Here is an 18,973-nt window from a genome sequence, read left to right on the forward strand (position 1 = left end):
GGCAGTGTCGCGGCCAGACGCGGCGCGGGTGAAAACGAGCCAGCGCCGACATGCGTGTCCGTCAACGGCAGTTCCCGAGGCGCGCAGTCCGATGCGTGAGGGCCATGTCCTTCCCGGGCGCTGTGTGCCTTTCTCGCGCGCTCGTGGAAATGATCGCGAAACGCGCTGTTTGCATTCTTCGCATCATTGATGATCATCCGGGCGAGCGAGCCGAGAAGCGACCTCAGCGGTAACTGGCTCTCGCTCCGTCCCTGCGCCATGATGTCGAGACTGCTCGCATGCGGAAACGGCTCCGGCGGGTAGATTGGGCGTATGGTCTGGACATTCGGGGCTTACCTCCTGGTCGCGCTGGCGCTCGCGGTGCTGGGCGCGATCGGGCTGTGGGCGCACCTCTTTTACTGGGTCAAACGGCTGACCCTGCCGCTCGAGTACAGCGTGGAAGAGGCGCTGCGGACCGAGGACGGCGCGCAGATCGAGATCCGCCGCGTCCCGTGCCCGCCCGGAGCGTCCGCGCAGCTGGACTTGCCGCCGATCGTCCTGGTCCATGGGATCGCCGCGAACCACAGAAACCAGGACATCCACCCCGATTACTCGCTGGCGCGCCACCTCGCCGCGCTCGGACGCGACGTGTGGCTGCTGACGTTGCGGAGCGGCCGCCTCCTCACCCGGCTGGAGCGGCGCAGCGTCCGCTTCTCGGCCATGGTCCGGTACGATCTCCCCTGCGCCTTCGGGGCGATCCTGAAGCGCACCGGCGCCCGATCGCTCGATTACGTCGGCTTCTCCATGGGCGGCATGCTCCTCTATGCGGCGCTGGGGCGGAGCGTGCCGGAGCATCAGGTTCGCCGCGTCGTCATCGTCGGCTCCCCCGGCCGCTTCACCACGCCGGCGCGCCTCATGCGGTTCCTGCCGGGCCGGCTGCTCCCGGGCGTGCCGTTGCGCCTCATGGCGCGCAGCGTCGCGTTCGCCTCGGAGTGGCTGCCCACGCCGCTCCATCACGCCGTGGCCAACCCGCGCAACGTGCCTCCGGGCGTCACGCGGCTCGCGCTGGTCAACTGCATCGAGGACATCCCCGCTGCGCTCAACGCCGACTTCGCCGCGTGGATGACGGGCGACGGCGAGATCCGTGTGGACGGAGAGAGGGTCCTCGACGGCCTCGCGTCCATCTCGGCGCCGGCCCTGTTCATCGCGGGCAGCGCCGACCGGATAGCCCCCGTCTCGTCGGTGCGCGCGGCGTTCGACGCGTGGGGGCGCGATCACCCCGAGACCCCGAAGCGCTTTCTCGTCCTCGGGCGCGACTTCGGGGCGCGCGAAGATTACGGCCACGGCGACCTGGCGGTCGGCGCGTATACCGGCGCCGAGCTCTTCGAGCCGATCGCGCGCTTCCTCGGCCCGGATCCGCAGCCCGAGGGCGCGCCGGGGCCGGAGACCGGCGCACCGGCGCTGGAGTCCATCCAGGCGCGTCAGCCCACCTCCGAGGAGGCCGATCCGCTGCCGGATCTCCCCGCCGCCTGACCGACGCTCGCGCGCTCGGCTCACCGGTGCTTCGTCCGGGCCGCCCCGGCGGCGCTCGGGTCCGCGTCTTCCATATCATCCAGACTCTCGCGTACGTGGAAGTGGACGTGGAAGTGAAAGCCGCAACGAAATCGGACGATCGCGCGTCGCGGCGCGCGGGTCTGCGATTGCAGAGCGAAAGCGAACAGGCGTACTCTCGCGGACGGGTTTCTCGCGCCACACGGTGGCCGGCGTGTCCGCCAAAGGATGTTCATGAGTCAACCCGGATTGCGCTCCCGATTCGACCTGTCGTCCCCTCTGTCATCGAGGGCGCGCTGGCTGACGGCGGCCGCCCTCCTCGTCTCGTCCGCGTCCTGCGCGCACGGTGACGACTCCGGCGTGACGTGCGGTGAAGGCCTGGCGCTGTGCGCCGGCGCGTGCGTCGACACGCAGGCCGACCCCGACCACTGCGGCGAGTGCGGCAGCGTCTGCGCGAGCGGGGAGCGCTGCGAGGCGGGCGAGTGCGTCAGCGACCGTGGCGTCGGCGGCAGCGGCGGCGACGGCGCGAGCCAAGGGGAGGACGACACCGACGCCGCCAGCGGCACCGGCGGCGCGGCCTGCGCCCCCGGCCTCGAGACGTGCGATGGCGGCTGCGTCGATCTCGACGTCAACGGCCGCCATTGCGGGCGCTGCGGCAACGTGTGCGCGGCCGAGGAGCGCTGCGAGGACGGCGCCTGCGTCTGCGACGCCGGCCTCGAGGCGTGCGACGGCGCCTGCGTCGACCTCGCGAGCGATCCACAGCACTGCGGGAGCTGCGAGGCCCGGTGCGCCCACAACCAGACGTGCACGGACGGGGCGTGCGTCTGCAACGAGGGCCTCACCGACTGCGGCGGAAAGTGCGCCGATCTGATGCACAGCCCGGAGCATTGCGGCGAATGCGGCGCGGCGTGCGGCCCGGGGCTGGTCTGCCAGGAGGGCACGTGCGCCTGCATCGTCGGCGACTACGAGGACATCGGCGGGTCGGTCCCGCAGGTCGTGACGGGCACCACGCTCGGCGCAGAGACGTATTTCGGGCTCGCCTGCGTGGCGATCGGATCGACCGAGGTCGTCTACAGGTTCACGGCGGACGAGGCCGGCAGCTACAGGTTCGATACCGCGGGATCGAGCTACGACACCGCCATCGGCCTGCTCAGCTTCGACCTGTGCGACGAGCGCGCGTGCAATGACGATCGCGGCGGGCCCGAGGCGAGCGCCTCGGTGCTCCTCGAGGAGGGCGAGGCGATCCTCGTCGTCGTGTCGGGCTACAACGGCGCGCAAGGCGACTTCGCCCTGAGCATCGACAAGACGGTGCCGCCGGTGTGCCCGGCCGGCAACATCGAGCCGACGCTCCCGCAGCGCATCACCGGCGACACGACGCTCCTCGGCGACGCCGTGGCGCCGAGCTGCGGGTCGGTCGATACCCCCGACGCGAGCTACACGTTCACCGCGCCGCGCGCCGGCAGGTACATCTTCGATACGGCCGGCTCCTCGTACAATACCATCCTCGAGCTGCGCAGCGGCACGTGCGCTGGCTCGGTGATCGCCTGCAGCGACAACACCGCGGATACTGAGCAGTCCCGCGTCATCACGAGCCTCTCGGCGGGCCAGACGGTGGTCGCCATCGTCGACGGCTTCGACGGCGACTCCGGGCCATTCACGCTCAACGTCACCGAGTACGTGCCGCCGCCGTGCCCGGAGCACACGCTCGGCTCGACCTTCCCGCAGACGGTGACGGGCACGACCGCGATCATGGATCGCGTGAGCGCGATCTCGGCGCCCTGCGCGGGTGGCAGCGGCCCTGAGGCCACCTATGCGTTCACAGCGCCCGCGGACGCGCTCTATACCTTCGACACCTTCGGCACCGGGTTCGACACGGTCCTCCATGTCCACGACGCGACGTGCAGCGGACCGAACCTGGGGTGCAACGACGACACGTCTGGCGTGCAATCGCAGGTGAAGGTGCGGCTCCAGCGGGGGCAGACCGTCGTCGTCGTCGTGGACGGCTACACCACGTCGAGCTCCGGCGCCTACACGCTCAATGTCAAGGAGACCATCCTCCCCCCGTGCCCGGAGATCGATCTCGGATCGACGGTGCCCCAGACGGTGACCGGGACGACCGCGGGCGCGGTCGACATCATGAGCTCGACGTGCGGCGGCATCGGCGGCAACGAGGCGACCTACAGCTTCACCGCGCCCGCCGTCGGTACGTACATCTTCGATACGTTCGGATCGAGCTTCAACACGGTCCTCTACGCGCGCGACGGCGACTGCTCCGGGGCCGTGCTCAAATGCAACGGCGACGCGGCCGGAGGCGTGCACTCGCGGCTGACGATGGACCTCGACGAGGGCCAGACGATCCTCCTCGTCGTGGACGGCAGCTCCGCGACCGCGTCGGGCGAGTTCACGCTCAACGTCCAGCAGTACGAAGGCGGCGGGACCTGCTCGACTCCGATCGATCTCGGCTCCACCGTCCCGCAGGTCGTCACCGGGAGCACCGCCGATCAGCCCGAGTCCATCACCCCGACGTGCGGGTCCTCCAACGCTCCCGACATGATCTACAGCTTCACCGCGCCGGAGAACGGGACCTACATCTTCAACACGCTCGGATCGAGCTTCGACACGATCCTCCAGGTCTTCGATGGGAGCTGCGCGGGGACGGCGCTCCGGTGCAACGATGATGCGGGCGGCCCGCAGTCGCGCCTCACCGTCGACCTGGTGGCCGGTCAGACCGCCCTCGTCGCCATCGACGGCCGCAACACGAGCCGCGGCGACTACGTGCTCCAGGTCGACAAGTTCGACGGCGAGGGGACCTGCTCGACGGCGATCGATCTCGGCTCGGAGCTGCCGCTCACCAGGACCGGCTCCACGGCGGGGCAACCCAACTCCGTCACACCGAGCTGCTCCGCCGCGTCGACCGCCTCGGAGATGGTGTTCACCTACACGGCCCCGGCCGAAGGCCGCTACGTCATCGACACGGTCGGCTCGTCTTACGATACCGTCCTTCACGTCCACACCGGCGGCTGCAGCGGCACCTCGGTCGCTTGCAACGACGATTCGGTCGGCTCGACGTCGCGGGCGACGGTGACGCTCACCGCCGGTCAGGTCATCACCATCGTTGTCGACGGTTACGGTAGCGCGTCGGGCAACTTCACCCTGAACATCGCCGCTCCCTGAGCCCGCGCCGCGTGCGCCCTGAAGTCCGGCCGACGATGCTGCGATCCGCTCTGCCGAGGGCGCCGGCGACGCCCTCGCGAGGCGCCGCCGGCGCCGTCCTGGCTGCGGCGCGGCGCGCGCTCCCGGGGCGAACGCGGCACACCTCCAGCGCCCCCGCCGGTTGCGATACCCTCGGACGTGCGCGTATCCTGGCGCGCGACTCGTTATCCGCTCCGCCTCAAACGGCCAGGTACCCCCAAGGATGGCTATGAACAAATCCGGATTGCGCCTCAGGCCCACCCTCTCGTCCGCCGCGCTGCTCCTCGTCGCAGGGGTTGTCCTCGCGACGTCCTGCGCCGAGGGCGACAGCCAGCCGAGCGCGTGCACGGACGGGCAGTCGCCGTGCGATGGCCAGTGCGTCGATACCCAGACGAACGCCGAGCACTGCGGCGCGTGCGGCGACGCCTGCGCGGAGGGGGAGCAATGCACGGACGGCCGCTGCGAGGGGGGTGGCGGCGAGGGCGGCAGCGGCGGCGCGGGGGGGGACGACGGCGGCGGCGAGGGCGGCGTCGATATGGGCGGGCCCGAGGAGTGCAGCGAGGAGGAGACCGCCTGCGGCGAGCGCTGCGTGAACGTCCAGACCGACGCGCGGAACTGCGGCGACTGCGACGTCCAGTGCGATGCGGGCAAGGTCTGCGTGGAGGGGGACTGCGCCTGCGCCGACGGGCTGATGGAGTGCGAGGGCGCGTGCGTCGACGTGCAGAGCGACCGGGCGAACTGCGGCGGCTGCGGGTCTTCCTGCGCGCCCACGCAGCTCTGCGTCGAGGGGGCCTGCTCCTGCTCCGCCGAGCTCACGGACTGCGACGGCGCGTGCGCCAACCTGCAGACCAGCGAGCTCCACTGCGGTAGCTGCGGGAATGCGTGCGGGCGGGGGGCGTTCTGCCAGGCGGGCGCGTGCACCTGCGTCGTCGGCACCCACGAGGAGCTCGGCGACACGTTCCCGCAGGTCGTGACAGGGACCACGGTCGCGGGCGAGTCGAACTACGGTCTCGCGTGCGTGGCCGCCGGCGCGTCGGAGCGGGTCTATCTCTTCACGCCCTCGGAGGCGGGGACCTACACGATGGACACCTCCGGATCGATGTTCGATACGGCCCTTGGCGTGGTGGGGGCGGCCACCTGCGATCAGCTCGCTTGCAATGACGACATCGACACCGACACCGCGCAGTCCAAGGTCCGCGCGGTCATCGATGCGGGCCAGTCGGTCCTCATCGTCGTGACCGGCTTCGACGGCGCGGAAGGCGACTTCACGCTCAACCTGGCGAAGGCCGGCCCGCCCATCTGCCCCTCGGGCGACGTGGGCGACACGCTCCCGCAGATCTTCACCGGCGACACCGCGCTGCTCGGCGACGCGATCACGCCGAGCTGCGGTCAGGCGGGCGCGCCCGACGTGAGCTATACCTTCACGGCCCCGGCGGACGGGAAGTATGTCTTCGATACGTTCGACTCCGGGTACAACACCGTCCTGGAGCTGCGGGACGGCGACTGCAGCGGCGACGTGATCGCGTGCAACGACGACTCGCGCGGAGGAGCGCAGTCGCGCATCACGGCGGAGCTCAGCGCCGGACAAACGGTCGTCGTCATCGTCGACGGCTTCGAGGGCGCGGGCGGGCCCTACACGCTGCACGTCTCCGAGTGGGCCCCGCCCGAGTGCCCCACGGTGGATCTCGGCTCCACCTACCCGCAGACGGTGACGGGCAACACGTCGGGCCTCGACAACTACCTCGTGGCGCCCTGCGCCACGGACAACGCCCCCGAGGTCACCTACAGCTTCACGGCGCCCGTCGCCGGCCGCTACACCTTCGACACGATCGGCTCGACCTTCGACACGGTGCTCCACGTCCACGAGGGGAGCTGCGACGGCCCGTCGCTGGCCTGCGACGACAACGGGGCGCCCTCGTCCAAGTCGCGGGTCGTCACGCCGCTCGCCGAGGGGCAGACGGTGTACGTGGCCGTGGACGGCGCGTACTCGTCCTCGGGCGCCTACACGCTCAACGTGAGCGGCATCGCCGCGCCCGCCTGCCCGGCGAACGCCCTCGAGTCGGCCGTCCCGCAGGCGGTGACGGGGACGACGGCCGGCCTCGGCGACTTCGTGAACGCGCCGTGCGGCGCCGCCGGCGGCGCGGAGCAGACCTACAGCTTCACGGCGCCGTCCGACGGCGTGTACATCTTCGACACGTTCGGATCGAGCTTCGACACGGTGGTCCACGTGCACGACGGCACCTGCGGCGGCGCGTCGCTCGGCTGCAACGACAACACCACCGGCCTCCAGTCGCGGGTCGCTGTGCCGCTCGTCGCGGGGCAGGCGGTCGTCGCCGTGGTCGACGGCGCCGGGGCCGCCGCCTCGGGCGCGTTCCACCTCAACATCACCCTGTTCGAGGGCAACGCCACCTGCGACAACCCCATCGACCTCGGCTCGACGGTCCCGCAGACGGCGACGGGCCCCACGCTGCTCCAGCCGAACTCGGGCGCGCCGAGCTGCACGGCGTCGAGCGGCAACGACAGGGTCTATCGCTTCACCGCGCCGGCGGACGGGACCTACATCATCGACACGCTGTCCTCCACCTTCGACACGGTCCTCCACGTGCACGACGGCGAGAGCTGCGCCGGCGCCGAGCTCGCGTGCAACGACAACGCGAGCGGCGTCAGCTCGCGGGTGAGCGTGACCCTGACCGCAGGGCAGGTGATCACGATCGTCGGCGACAGCAAGCCGTCCTCCTCCGGGAATCTGACCCTCCACATCACCGCCGCCCCCTAGCGGCGGGCCCTCCCGCTTCGGATACGGGCCCACCTCGACGTTTTCGGTGCTCGGCGTACTGGAGTACGCCTCCGCGCCGAAAACGCCGATCTGGGCCCGTCTCCTGTGCGGGAGGGCCCGCCGCTGCGCGCAGAGAGGGGGGGCGCTCTGGTGCCCGCTCGGCCTGGTGCGCGTGTAGAAGTGCGGCGCTGCTGCGCATGTCGCGACGGCGCCAGCGGGCCGGCGGCTCGGTCTTGGGCGCGCGACGCGCCGGGCTGTGTCGGGTCGGCCGCTGCGGCCTCGGCCAGGGCGCGGGGGGTGCGTGGGGGCAGGTGGACGAGCGTGGAGCGATGGATGGCGGGCGGCGCCAGGGGACGGGACGGGCCGGCGCGCTCGAGCTTCGACGCGCGCTGGCTAGGAGTTTTCTTGAGGGCGGCGCGCGCCCGTGCGAGTCTCGCACCCCCTGGGCTACGCGTCCTTCCTCCGGGACGCAGCCCTGTGATCCGGGTCGAACCATGCCAAAGGAACGCGTGTTCTCCCTCGATGCCGTTCGTACCGACGGCTGGTTCGAGCGCATAGGCGACGGCATCGGCAGCTTCCAGGCGCTCTGCGAGATCGTGGGCGAGGCGTTCTTCGCCTTCTCGATGATTACGGGCGCCCGCATCACGGCGCTCACCGTCGACCGCCGCAACCCGGACAACACGCTGGTCGACTTCGTTATCGCGCCGCCGGGCGAGGAGGAGATCGACGGCGACGTCCAGCGCCTCACGCTCGCGGACTTCCGCCACCGGCTCGTCGGCGCGCTCCTCACCGAGGACACGACGCCCGCGGCCCCCGAGCGCGACACCGATCTCGAGGGCATCCAGCTCCACATCGGCGTCCGCTACCTGCTGCTCGCCCCGCTCTACGGCTACAGCCTCCGCAAGCTCTCCGTCGAGGGGAAGACCTCGCGCCTCCTGCTCCTGCGCGACGGCATCGAGGAGACCCACGAGCTCAACGAGTTCCGCGCCCGCATCCGCTCGCACGTGCGCGACGAGCTCGAGCGCGCCTCCGCCGGCGCGCGCTCCGCCATCGACCTCACCAAGGTCGCCGAGGCCGAGGTCGCCTCGCAGCGCGGCGACTACCCCAAGGTGATCCAGCTCCTCGGCACCTGGCCGGCGCCGCTCGCGATCTTCCTGCGCACGCCCGAGGGGCAGATGCTCACCCCGGACGCCCGCAGCCTCATCGCCAAGGGGCTCGGCCTGCTCGGCACCGCGTGCGTCAAGCTCGGCGAGGAGCACCAGGGCGAGGAGGTCATGCGCCTCGCGGTCCAGTACGCGCACGACGGGGCCGCGGCCGGCGACATCTTCCGCCGGCTGGGCGAGGCCATGCTCGAGGACGGGCGGGCGGGCGAGGCCATCGGCCCCCTCCGGCGCGCCGCCAACCTCGGCGCCCCGCCGAAGCAGATCTGGCCGCTCCTCGCGCGGGCGTTCGTGCACCGCAAGAAGTTCGTCGCCGCGCTCGCCTGCATCCGCGAGGCGCGGAGCGCCGGCGTGCCGGACGCCGAGATGGTGGAGGAGATCCGGGAGATCGAGGCCACCCTGGGGACGGCGCTCACCGCGTGGCGAGGGCTGGTCCTCGTGGCGAACCGCTCCTAGGATTGCGGCCCGCTGGATGCCCGCCGGTTGACCGACCGCCTCCATTGACACCCCCGCGGCGGCCGACTAGATCCGGCGCGGATTAAGCCGGGATCGCTCGGATTTTTGCTGTTTCAACCCAGCATCGCCGCGTCGCTCTCACCTTTTTGGACTGCATGGTTCGGGGCCGCGGGCCCTGAGGTCTCGCCCGAGAAGCCGCGCGCTGCGGCGAGACGGTCGACCCTCCAGGGGTCCGACCCGTAGGAGTGCTCTCTCGATGGCCACCTACATCCCCTTGTTCCTGCTGTTTCTCGTGGCCGCGGTCATCGCGCTCGCCATGTTCACGCTGACGTCGCTGCTCGGCCCGAGGAACCCGACGCCCGAGAAGATGATGCCGTACGAGTGCGGCAGCGACTCCACGGGCGGGCGGTTCGTCAAGCCGAGCGTGAAGTTCTACCTGACGGCGATCCTCTTTGTCGTGTTCGACATCGAGGCGGTCCTCATCTACCCGTGGACGGTCCAGTTCCGCTCCCTCGGGTGGACGGGCCTCGCCACGATGAGCTCGTTCATCGCGATGCTCGTCGTCGTGCTCGTGTACGTGTGGAAGAAGGGAGCTCTGGAATGGGAGAAATGATGGGCGGAGGCCCCTCGACGCGGGTGATGGAGGGCTCCGAGCACGGGTTCGCGACCACGCGCTTCGACGCGCTGCTCAACTGGGCGAAGAAGTACTCCCTGTTCCAGTACCCGTTCGTGACGGCCTGCTGCGGCATGGAATACATGGCCATGGCGAGCCCGCGCTACGACATGGCGCGGTTCGGCGCCGAGGTGCCGCGCTTCTCGCCGCGCCAGGCCGACCTGCTCTGGGTCGTGGGGACGATCAGCCAGCGCCAGGCGCCCGCGCTCCGGCGCATCTACGAGCAGATGGCGGACCCGAAGTGGGTGCTCGCCTTCGGCACGTGCGCCTCGTGCGGCGGCTTCTACGACAACTACACGACCGTCGCCGGCATCGACAAGATCATCCCCTGCGACGTCTACGTGCCCGGCTGTCCGCCGCGCCCCGAGGCGGTGCTCGACGGCCTCATGCTGCTCCAGGACAAGATCGCGCGCGGCGACCGCACGCCGGCGATCGTCAAGCCGCGCGAGGACCCCGCGCAGACCGCGGAGCGCCTCGTCACCCTCCAGCGCAAGGAGCGGAGCCAGCCATGAGCAAGAAGGTCCTCGAGATCCTCACGGCGCAGTTCCCGGGCGCCGTCCTGGAGACGCACTCGCAGTTCGGCGACGACACGGCGGTGATCGACCCGGCCGCGTGGCGCGACGTCGCCCTGTTCCTCCGCAACGACCCGCGGACGCTGATGAACATGTTCGTCGACCTCACGGCGGTCGACTACCTCTGGCGCGGCGACGTGCCCCGCTTCGAGGTCGTCTGCCACCTGCGCTCGTTCGAGAAGAACCACCGCATCCGCATCAAGGCGCGCGTGGGCGACGAGGAGGGCAACGGCGCCGAGATCGACTCGATCGTCCCGGTGTGGAAGGGCGCGAACTGGTTCGAGCGCGAGTGCTACGACCTGCTCGGCATCGTCTTCCGTGGGCACCCCGATCTCCGGCGCATCCTGATGTACCCGGAGTTCGAGGGGCACCCGCTGCGCAAGGACTACCCGGCCAACCGGATCCAGCCGCTCATCCCGTTCCGGGAGGTGCCGAACATCGGCAAGCTGCCGCCGTTCGGCCCCGACGAGGGCATGAGCTTCGGCCGCCAGACCCACGACTTCGCGCTGCTCAACGCCGGCACGGGGACGTCGCTCGAGTCGACCGGCGGGGACGAGGCCTCCGACAAGGGCAAACCGCAGGGCATCGGCGTGGGTGCGCTGCAGGAGCGAAGCTGAACGATGGAACCCCTGGATCGCGATCTCGACGAGGCCCACCTCGATCTGCCGAGCGAGCCGATGCTCCTCAACATGGGGCCCTCGCACCCGGCGATGCACGGCACGGTGAGGATCGTGCTCGAGCTCTCGGGCGAGACGATCAACAAGGCCGACGTGCAGATCGGCTACCTGCACCGCGGCTTCGAGAAGATGTGCGAGCGCGGCACGTGGACGCAGGTGTTCCCGTACGTCGACCGGCTCAACTACGTCTCGCCGATGCTCAACAACGTCGGCTTCGCGCTGGCGGTCGAGAAGATGCTCGGCGTCACGGTGCCCGAGCGCTGCCAGTACTACCGCGTGATCCTCGGCGAGATGGCGCGCATCTGCGATCACATGATCTGCAGCGGCGCCATGAGCATGGAGCTCGGCGCGTTCACGCCGTTCCTCTACCTGTGCCGCGCGCGCGAGATCTTCTGGGAGATCTTCGAGGAGGAGACCGGCGCGCGCCTGACGCACAGCTTCGGCCGCGTCGGCGGCATGGCGCGGCCGCCCACGCCCGACTTCAAGTCGATGGTGCGCTCGGGCCTCGCGCGCGTGCTCGCGCTCGTGAACGACTCCGAGAAGCTCATCCTCAAGAACCGCATCTTCCTCGATCGCCTCGACGGGGTCGGCGTGATCTCGAAGGACGACGCGCTCGCGCTCGGCTGGACCGGCGTCGTCCTCCGGGCCACCGGCGTGGCGTACGACGTGCGCCGCGCGAACCCGTACATGGTCTACGACCGGTTCGAGTTCGACGTGCCGGTCGGCACGCGGGGCGACAACTACGATCGGTTCATGTGCCGCCAGGAGGAGATCCGCCAGGCGGCGAGGATCATCGAGCAGGCGCTCGACCAGATGCCCGACGAGGGGCCGATCAACATCGACGATCCGCGCATCGTGCTGCCGCCGAAGGAGGAGGTCTACACGACCATCGAGGCGACCATCCAGCACTTCAAGATCGTCATGGAGGGCATCAAGGTGCCCGCCGGCGAGTGCTACTCGTACACCGAGGCCGGCAACGGCGAGCTCGGCTTCTACCTGGTGTCCGACGGCAGCGGCACGCCCTACCGCGTCCGCATCCGCCCGCCGTGCTTCGCCACCACGCAGGGGCTCTCCCAGCTCATCACCGGGCTGATGATCCCGGACGTCGTGCCGACGTTCGGCTCCCTCAACATGATCGGCGGGGAGTGCGACCACTAGCGACGACGAGCGGAGCGCTCCCGTCATCGAGCTAAGGAAGCGGGGGCCCTGCGCGGCCCCGCCTGGAATCGAGATCACGATGCCTACGATCAAGATCGACGGAAGGGAGATCCCCTTCGAGAGCGGTGACACGATCATCCGGGCGGCGCACCGCGCCGGGATCGACATCCCCCACTACTGCTGGCACCCCGGCCTCAGCGTCGCCGCCAACTGCCGGATGTGCCTGGTCGAGGTGCTCCCGCCGCCGGGTCGCCCGGCGATGAGCCTCGACATCCTCCGCTGGGACGAGGCCAAGCAGGACTACGTGCCGGCGGCCAAGCCGAAGCTCCAGCCGGCCTGCCAGATGGCGTGCGCGAGCGGCATGGAGGTGCTGTCCGAGAGCAGCGACCACGTGTCCGAGGCGCGCTCGGCGGTGCAGGAGCTCCTGCTCCTGAACCACCCGGTCGACTGCCCGATCTGCGACCAGGCCGGCGAGTGCCGCCTCCAGGACTACTGGCTCGAGCACCAGCGCAAGGGCAAGCGCATGCGGCAGGAGCCGGTGCACAAGCCGAAGGCGGTCACCTTCGGGCCGACCATCGTCTACGACGCCGAGCGCTGCATCGTCTGCACGCGCTGCATCCGCGTCTGCAACGAGCTCGCCCGCGACCCGGTGCTCTCCGTCCGCGAGCGCGGCAACCTCGGGGAGATCACGGTCTCGCCGGGGCGCGAGCTCGACCACAACTACACGCTGATGACCGAGCACGTCTGCCCGGTCGGCGCGCTCACCTCGCGCGACTTCCGGTTCAAGGCGCGCGTCTGGTTCCTCCGCAGCGCCCGCACCGTCTGCCAGGGCTGCGCGACGGGGTGCAACGCGTACCTCGACTACGATCCGCGCAACAACACGCCGTACCGGCACCGCCCGCGCGAGAACATGGCGGTCAACACGTACTGGATGTGCGACGAGGGGATGCTCTCGTACCGGCATGCGGTCGAGGGGCGGCTGCTCACGGCGCTCGTCGGCAACGACGACGCGAGCGTCGAGGACGCGCTCGCCGCGGCCAAGGAGCAGCTCGGCGGCCACGCCGACGACCCGTCGAAGGTGGCGATCGTCCTGTCGGCCCAGCACTCGAACGAGGACAACTTCGCGCTCTACCACCTCGCGACGACGTACCTCGGCGCGACCGACTTCTTCGTGTCGGGCAAGCCGCTCGGCCAGGGCGACGACATCCTGATCAGCGAGGACAAGAACCCGAACACCCGCGGCGCCGTGCAGATCGCGGCGGCGACCCCGCCGCGCCCGGTCGCGGAGCTGCTCCAGGGGATCGCGTCGGGGCAGTACGCGTACGTGGTCGCGCTCGGGTCGGACCTCGAGGTCGACGCGGTCGAGGCGCAGCGGGCGCTGTCGCGGCTCAAGGGGGTGGTGACGATCGCCGCCCACGAGGGGCCGCTGGCGAAGGCGGCGCGCGTGTCCCTGCCGGCGTGCTCGTGGGCCGAGGCCGAGGGGACGTACGTGAACCGGAAGGGCCTGGCGCAGCGGAGCGAGCGGGCGCTGCTCCCGCACGGCGACGCGCGCCCGGCCTGGGAGCTCATCGGTCGGCTCGGGCGCACGCTCGGGTACGCGACCGGGTGGAAGACCCTCGCCGAGCTCCGCCGCGCGATGCCGCCCGGCGCGGTCGCCGGCGGGGCAGCCGCGCCCGAGGCGGTGCTCGGGGCCGCGCCGCCCGCGCACGCCGCGGCGGCGACCGCCATCGCTGACGGGTCGCGGGTTGAGCCGAAGAAGACGGAGGCCACGGCATGACACTCGTCGAGCTCGTTCTCGCGATCGTGAAGATCCTTATCGTCGTCATGTTCCTGCTGAACATGGCGGCGATCGCGACCTGGGCCGACCGGCGCCAGGGCGCGATGGTGCAGGACCGCGTCGGCCCGAACCGCGCGGTCGTCTACCTGCCGTCGATGCTCGCGCGCGGCGTCGTGTTCCTGCCCCCGGCGGCGCTCGGCGCGCTCGCCGTGTTCACGGCGACCCGCCCGATGTCCGGGCCGGGCGCCGTCGAGACGCTGGTGATCGGCGCGCAGTTCGCCGTGTTCGTGGCCTGGCTCAGCCTGCTCGTGATCTGCGCGTCGGCCCGCCGCGGCGGCCCGAGCAACGCGTTCGACGAGCTGCTCGCCAGGTTCGACCCCCGCAACGTCTTCTACGCCGGCGTCATCGCCCACGTGCTCGCCTTCTTCGTCACGCAGGCGGTCCCGCTCTCGGCGGCGCCCACCGCCGCGCGGGTCGCGTGCGTGCTGCTCGGCGCGCTGCTCGTCCTGGCGGGCGGCTACACGGCGCTGCGCGTGCCCGAGGGCAAGGTGCCGCTGCGCCTCCTCGGCACGCTCCACGCGGCCGCGGACGCGATCAAGATGATCTGGAAGGAGGACTTCATCCCGAAGAACGCCGACCGGCTCCTCCACTCGCTCGCGCCGCTGCTCGCGATGTTCCCGGCGCTGGTGACGTTCGCGGTCATCCCCTTCGGCGACAAGCTCTGCTTCGAGGACAATGGCGACCGGGTCTTCGGCTTCGGCGACCTCCCGCTCCTCAAGCGCACGATGGACCAGGCGTTCACGTGCAACGGCCACGTCGTGAACCTGCAGGTCGCCGACCTCAACGTCGGCATCCTTTACATCTTCGCGATGGCCGGCACGGGCATCATCGGCGCCGCGCTCGCGGGCTGGGCGAGCGACAACAAGTTCTCGCTGCTCGGCGGCCTGCGCGCCGCGAGCCAGATGGTCAGCTACGAGGTCGCGATGGGCCTCAGCGTCGTCGGGCTCTTCATGATCTACAGCAGCGTCCGGCTCGGCGAGATGGTGCAGTGGCAGGCCGATCACGCGTGGGGGATCTTCGTCCAGCCGGTCGCGTTCTTCCTGTTCCTCGCGGCGCTCGCGGCCGAGACGAAGCGCATCCCGTTCGATCAGCCCGAGGGGGAGAGCGAGATCGTCGCCGGCTACTTCGTCGAGTACTCCGGGATGAAGTTCGGCATGTTCATGACGGGCGAGTACGTGGAGCTCATCACGTCGAGCGCGCTCCTCGTGACGCTCTTCTTCGGCGGCTACCACCTGCCGTTCCTGGATCGCGACGGCATCAACATCGCGTTCGGCGACACGACGCTGTTCCAGTACAAGATGACCCACTTCGCCGTGAGCCTGACGTACTTCCTCGCGTTCTTCGGGAAGACGATCCTCATGACGTGGGTGCAGGTCTTCTTCCGCTGGACGCTGCCGCGCTTCCGGTACGACCAGGTCATGCGGCTCGGGTGGACGAAGCTCCTGCCGCTCACGCTCGTGAACATGATGGTGACCGGCGTGGTGATCCTGGCGGTCGACTCGGCGCCCGCGGGGGTCCGCGGCGGCCTCCAGGTCGCGGCCGACATCACCCACGGCATCGTCGCCCTCGGCGGGTTCGCCGCGGTCGTGGCGATGATCGCGGGGCTCCTCGAGCCGGTCGAGCGGCACCGCATCCTCAATTCCACCTCGGCCCGCTTCGCCGCTGCGGCGGGGGGCACCAAGGCCGCGCCGCAGCAGGCGTGATCAGGCGAAGAGGAGAGAGTCCCATGGCGAGAGCGACCCCCAGCAACCCCTGGACGAAGCCGGCCGGCCGGCCCATCGCCGGCAAGCCGATCCCGCGCCCTTCCCGGAGCGCCGACGTGCAGGCCTACATCCCCGAGGTGGTCAAGGGGCTGGGCATCACGATGAAGCACTTCTTCAAGAACACGAAGGAGATGGTGCTCGGCCAGAAGCCGGACCCGGTGCTCGACTCGCTCGGGCCCGGCGTCACGACGATCAGCTATCCGGAGGAGAAGCGCCCCTACCCGGAGCGCTTCCGGGGCATCCACCGGCTCACGCTGCGCGAGGACGGCTCGCCCCGCTGCGTCGCGTGCCTCTGCTGCTCGACGGCGTGCCCGGCGCAGTGCATCGCGATCGATCCGGCCGAGTACCCCGAGGGCGATCGCCGGCACGGGTACGAGCGGTACCCGAGCAGCTTCGTCATCGACGAGCTCCGCTGCGTGTTCTGCGGTTACTGCGTCGAGGCGTGCCCCGTCGACGCCATCCGGATGGACACGGGCCTGCACGCGGTGCCCTACGACTCCCGCGAGCAGTTCATCTACCGGCGCGACCTCCTCATGAGCCTCGCGGATCGCACGGGCTCGCGCCTGACCGCGAACAAGCGCCACGAGCCGGGGGACCCGACGCACCCCGGCCTGACCCGCGACCACGCCGATCACTGAGCCGGCTCGCCCGGCGCGCCCCCTGGCCCGCCGCCGGCGGAGCCGGGGGCCCCTCGCCCGGGCGAGGTTCTGCTAGAAGAGCCTGCCATGGCGACGACGTACGGCTCCTTCGAGGCGGTCATCGGGCTCGAGGTCCACGCGCAGCTCCTCACCCGCACCAAGGCGTTCTGCGGCTGCGCGACCAGCTTCGGCGACCCGCCGAACACGCACACGTGCCCGGTGTGCCTCGGGCTCCCGGGGTCGCTCCCGGTACTGAACCGCGAGGCGGTCCGGATGGCGGTGAGCGCCGCGCTCGCGCTCGGCTGCGCCATCCAGGAGAGCAGCATCTTCGCGCGGAAGAACTACTTCTATCCGGACCTGCCGAAGGGCTTCCAGCTCAGCCAGTACGACCGGCCGCTCGCGCTGAAGGGCGCGCTCGAGATCGAGACCGAGGCGGGGAAGAAGCGGGCGGGGATCACGCGCGTCCACATGGAGGAGGACGCCGGCAAGAACCTCCACGGCATCGGGGGCCTGTCGGTCGTCGATCTCAACCGCGCCGGCACCCCGCTCATCGAGATCGTCGGCGAGCCCGACCTGAGCTCGGGCGTCGAGGCGGCCGAGTACCTGAAGCGGCTGCGCGAGATCCTGATGTTCATCGGCGTGAACGACGGCAACCTCGAGCAGGGCAGCTTCCGCTGCGACGCCAACGTCTCGGTCCGCAGGGTGGGGGAGACGAAGCTCGGCACGCGGACGGAGCTCAAGAACATCAACTCGTTCCGCTTCGTCGCCGAGGCGATCGACCTCGAGATCCGGCGGCAGATCGCGCTCATCGAGCAGGGCGGCCGGGTGCGCCAGCAGACGCGCGGGTACAACGCGGAGAAGAAGGAGACGTACCTCCTCCGCGACAAGGAGAACGAGTCCGGCTACCGCTACTTCCCCGAGCCGGATCTCCCGCCGCTCGTCGTGGACGAGGCGTTCCTCGCCGAGGTGCGCGCCGCGCTCCCGGAGCCGCCGGTCGACAAGCGGCGCCGCCTCACCGAGTCGCTCGGGCTCACGCCGTACGCGGCGTCGGTCCTGACGGGCCACCCGCAGATCGCGGCCTTCTTCGAGGAGGCGGCGCGCCTGCACGGCGACGCGGTGAAGGTCGCGAACTTCGTCCAGGGCGAGGTGCTGCGCGACACCCGCACGACGGGCCTGTCGGCGACGTTCCCGGTCTCCCCGGTGCAGGTGGCCGCGCTGCTGCGCCTCGTCGACGAGGGCGCGATCAGCGGCAAGCAGGCCAAGGAGGTGTACACGGAGATGGCCGGCACCGACCGGGCGCCCGGCGACATCGTCCGCGACAAGGGGATGGCCGTGATGAGCGACGCGTCCGCGATCGAGGCGATCGCCGCGTCGGTCATCGCCGCGAACGCGAAGCAGGCCGCGGCGTACCGCGCCGGCAAGACCGCGCTGCTCGGCTACTTCGTCGGGCAGATCATGAAGCAGACGGGGGGCAGCGCGAACCCGGCGGTCGTGAACGAGGTGCTCAAGCGGCTGCTCGAGGGCGCTCCTGTCGCGGGCGCGTGAAGGACCTTTCTCCGCGCCCGGGCGTGAAATAGGGTAGCCGCTCTTCGGCGGCCCGCGCGGTCCCGGCCCTCCGGCGGCTGCGACCGCGGGTCAGAAATCCCGCCAGGACACCCGGAGCATGGCCAGCGCTCACCCCCTCGACGTCCTCCGCTTCCCCCTTCGCACCGCCGGCTTCGTCGGCCTCACCTTCGGCATGTACGGCCTGCTCGAGGTCGACACAGCGATCTCCAGCGCGGCCGATCGCGAGGTGGTCCTGCATACATGGATGCGCCGCTACGGTCGCGCGCTCCTCAAGCTGTACGGCCTCGACGCGCGCGTGGGCGGCCTCGTCCACGGCGAGCGCGCGCCAGGTCCCGGCGCAGGCGGCCGCGATCGACCCGGCGCGGCGTACTACCCCGGCCGCGCTCCCTCCGGCGTCGGGCGCGTGTTCGTGATGAACCACCGCTCCGCGCTCGACATCATGGTGACGCTCGCATTTTTCGAGGCGACGGTCGTGAGCCGCGCCGACCTCGCCGGCTGGCCGGTGGTCGGCATGGCGGCGCGCCGCGTCGGCACGCTCTTCGTCGACCGATCGAGCAAGCGCAGCGGCTCCGCCGTCGTGCAGGCGATGTGCGCGGCGCTCAAGCGCGGCCGTGGTGTGATGGTCTACCCCGAGGGGACCACGTTCTCGGGGGACGAGGTGCGGCCGTTCCGCGCGGGCGCGTTCACCGCGGCGTGCCGCGTCGGCGCGGAGATCGTCCCCGTCGGTCTCGTGTACGGCGGCGCCGAATCTTCCTATGTGGACGAGTCGTTCGCGGCGCACATGGCCCGGGTGAGCCGTGCGCGACGTATCCCCGTCGCGCTCGAGGTCGGCGAGCCCATCGCCACGGCGGGCCAGGACGTCGACGCGGTCCGCGACGAAGCGCATCGGACCGTCCAGGCGCTGGTCCGGCGTGCCCGCGCGCGGCTCGGCTCCGACGCGTCCGACGCATAAGCGCGCCGCGCGCCGATCGCGCG

At 70.7% G+C, this 18,973-nt stretch carries 13 protein-coding genes; all 13 read left to right on the forward strand.

Translation table 11 applies throughout. The features are described 5' to 3' along the window. Positions 1-312: 312 nt before the first annotated feature. The 13 genes from WME96_RS03210 (at position 313) to WME96_RS03270 (ending at position 18,950) form a co-directional block, all read left to right on the forward strand. Positions 313-1,512 carry an alpha/beta fold hydrolase gene (locus WME96_RS03210; RefSeq protein ID WP_437288708.1) on the forward strand — a complete coding sequence of 400 codons (1,200 nt, stop codon included), beginning with the start codon at positions 313-315 and terminating at the stop codon, positions 1,510-1,512. 252 nt (positions 1,513-1,764) lie between these two features. Beyond that, positions 1,765-4,704 carry an MXAN_6577-like cysteine-rich protein gene (locus WME96_RS03215; protein ID WP_437288709.1) on the forward strand — a complete coding sequence of 980 codons (2,940 nt, stop codon included), beginning with the start codon at positions 1,765-1,767 and terminating at the stop codon, positions 4,702-4,704. A 247-nt stretch (positions 4,705-4,951) separates the two neighbouring features. After that, positions 4,952-7,498, forward strand: a complete 2,547-nt coding sequence (locus WME96_RS03220; RefSeq protein ID WP_437288710.1) for an MXAN_6577-like cysteine-rich protein — start codon at positions 4,952-4,954, stop codon at positions 7,496-7,498. A 494-nt stretch (positions 7,499-7,992) separates the two neighbouring features. After that, positions 7,993-9,114 (forward strand): hypothetical protein, encoded by a 1,122-nt coding sequence (locus WME96_RS03225; protein ID WP_437288711.1) that lies wholly within the window; start codon positions 7,993-7,995, stop codon positions 9,112-9,114. Between the two features lie 256 nt (positions 9,115-9,370). Continuing rightward, on the forward strand, positions 9,371-9,727 hold the full coding sequence (locus WME96_RS03230) for an NADH-quinone oxidoreductase subunit A (RefSeq protein WP_433933186.1): 357 nt from the start codon (positions 9,371-9,373) through the stop codon (positions 9,725-9,727). Between the two features lie 26 nt (positions 9,728-9,753). After that, positions 9,754-10,299, forward strand: coding sequence for an NADH-quinone oxidoreductase subunit B (locus tag WME96_RS03235; RefSeq protein ID WP_061610860.1), 546 nt, complete (start codon positions 9,754-9,756; stop codon positions 10,297-10,299). Beyond that, positions 10,296-10,976 (forward strand): NADH-quinone oxidoreductase subunit C, encoded by a 681-nt coding sequence (locus WME96_RS03240; protein ID WP_437288712.1) that lies wholly within the window; start codon positions 10,296-10,298, stop codon positions 10,974-10,976. Before WME96_RS03235 ends, WME96_RS03240 begins: the two co-directional genes overlap by 4 nt. A 3-nt stretch (positions 10,977-10,979) precedes the next feature. Then, positions 10,980-12,194 (forward strand): NADH-quinone oxidoreductase subunit D, encoded by a 1,215-nt coding sequence (locus WME96_RS03245; protein ID WP_437288713.1) that lies wholly within the window; start codon positions 10,980-10,982, stop codon positions 12,192-12,194. A gap of 79 nt (positions 12,195-12,273) precedes the next feature. Continuing rightward, positions 12,274-13,971, forward strand: a complete 1,698-nt coding sequence (locus WME96_RS03250) for a 2Fe-2S iron-sulfur cluster-binding protein (RefSeq protein ID WP_437288714.1) — start codon at positions 12,274-12,276, stop codon at positions 13,969-13,971. Beyond that, complete coding sequence (locus WME96_RS03255; RefSeq protein ID WP_437288715.1) at positions 13,968-15,734, forward strand: complex I subunit 1/NuoH family protein; 1,767 nt, start codon at positions 13,968-13,970, stop codon at positions 15,732-15,734. Before WME96_RS03250 ends, WME96_RS03255 begins: the two co-directional genes overlap by 4 nt. Before the next feature lie 23 nt (positions 15,735-15,757). After that, positions 15,758-16,432, forward strand: coding sequence for a NuoI/complex I 23 kDa subunit family protein (locus WME96_RS03260; RefSeq protein WP_437288716.1), 675 nt, complete (start codon positions 15,758-15,760; stop codon positions 16,430-16,432). Between the two features lie 87 nt (positions 16,433-16,519). After that, on the forward strand, positions 16,520-17,977 hold the full coding sequence (gene gatB / locus WME96_RS03265; protein WP_437288717.1) for an Asp-tRNA(Asn)/Glu-tRNA(Gln) amidotransferase subunit GatB: 1,458 nt from the start codon (positions 16,520-16,522) through the stop codon (positions 17,975-17,977). 118 nt (positions 17,978-18,095) lie between these two features. Then, entirely contained in the window at positions 18,096-18,950 is an 855-nt protein-coding gene (locus WME96_RS03270; protein WP_437288718.1) for a lysophospholipid acyltransferase family protein, read from the forward strand. Positions 18,951-18,973: the final 23 nt, after the last annotated feature.

The organism is Sorangium sp. So ce406 (genome assembly GCF_051474675.1).
In the GTDB taxonomy this organism is placed as follows: Bacteria; Myxococcota_A; Polyangia; order Polyangiales; family Polyangiaceae; genus Sorangium; species Sorangium cellulosum_G.

Coding starts and splice junctions, on each gene's coding strand:
- WME96_RS03210 (WP_437288708.1), top strand. CDS start 313: ATGGTCTGGACATTCGGGGCTTACCTCCTGGTCGCGCTGGCGCTCGCG.
- WME96_RS03215 (WP_437288709.1), top strand. CDS start 1,765: ATGAGTCAACCCGGATTGCGCTCCCGATTCGACCTGTCGTCCCCTCTG.
- WME96_RS03220 (WP_437288710.1), top strand. CDS start 4,952: ATGAACAAATCCGGATTGCGCCTCAGGCCCACCCTCTCGTCCGCCGCG.
- WME96_RS03225 (WP_437288711.1), top strand. CDS start 7,993: ATGCCAAAGGAACGCGTGTTCTCCCTCGATGCCGTTCGTACCGACGGC.
- WME96_RS03230 (WP_433933186.1), top strand. CDS start 9,371: ATGGCCACCTACATCCCCTTGTTCCTGCTGTTTCTCGTGGCCGCGGTC.
- WME96_RS03235 (WP_061610860.1), top strand. CDS start 9,754: ATGGAGGGCTCCGAGCACGGGTTCGCGACCACGCGCTTCGACGCGCTG.
- WME96_RS03240 (WP_437288712.1), top strand. CDS start 10,296: ATGAGCAAGAAGGTCCTCGAGATCCTCACGGCGCAGTTCCCGGGCGCC.
- WME96_RS03245 (WP_437288713.1), top strand. CDS start 10,980: ATGGAACCCCTGGATCGCGATCTCGACGAGGCCCACCTCGATCTGCCG.
- WME96_RS03250 (WP_437288714.1), top strand. CDS start 12,274: ATGCCTACGATCAAGATCGACGGAAGGGAGATCCCCTTCGAGAGCGGT.
- WME96_RS03255 (WP_437288715.1), top strand. CDS start 13,968: ATGACACTCGTCGAGCTCGTTCTCGCGATCGTGAAGATCCTTATCGTC.
- WME96_RS03260 (WP_437288716.1), top strand. CDS start 15,758: ATGGCGAGAGCGACCCCCAGCAACCCCTGGACGAAGCCGGCCGGCCGG.
- gatB (WP_437288717.1), top strand. CDS start 16,520: ATGGCGACGACGTACGGCTCCTTCGAGGCGGTCATCGGGCTCGAGGTC.
- WME96_RS03270 (WP_437288718.1), top strand. CDS start 18,096: ATGGCCAGCGCTCACCCCCTCGACGTCCTCCGCTTCCCCCTTCGCACC.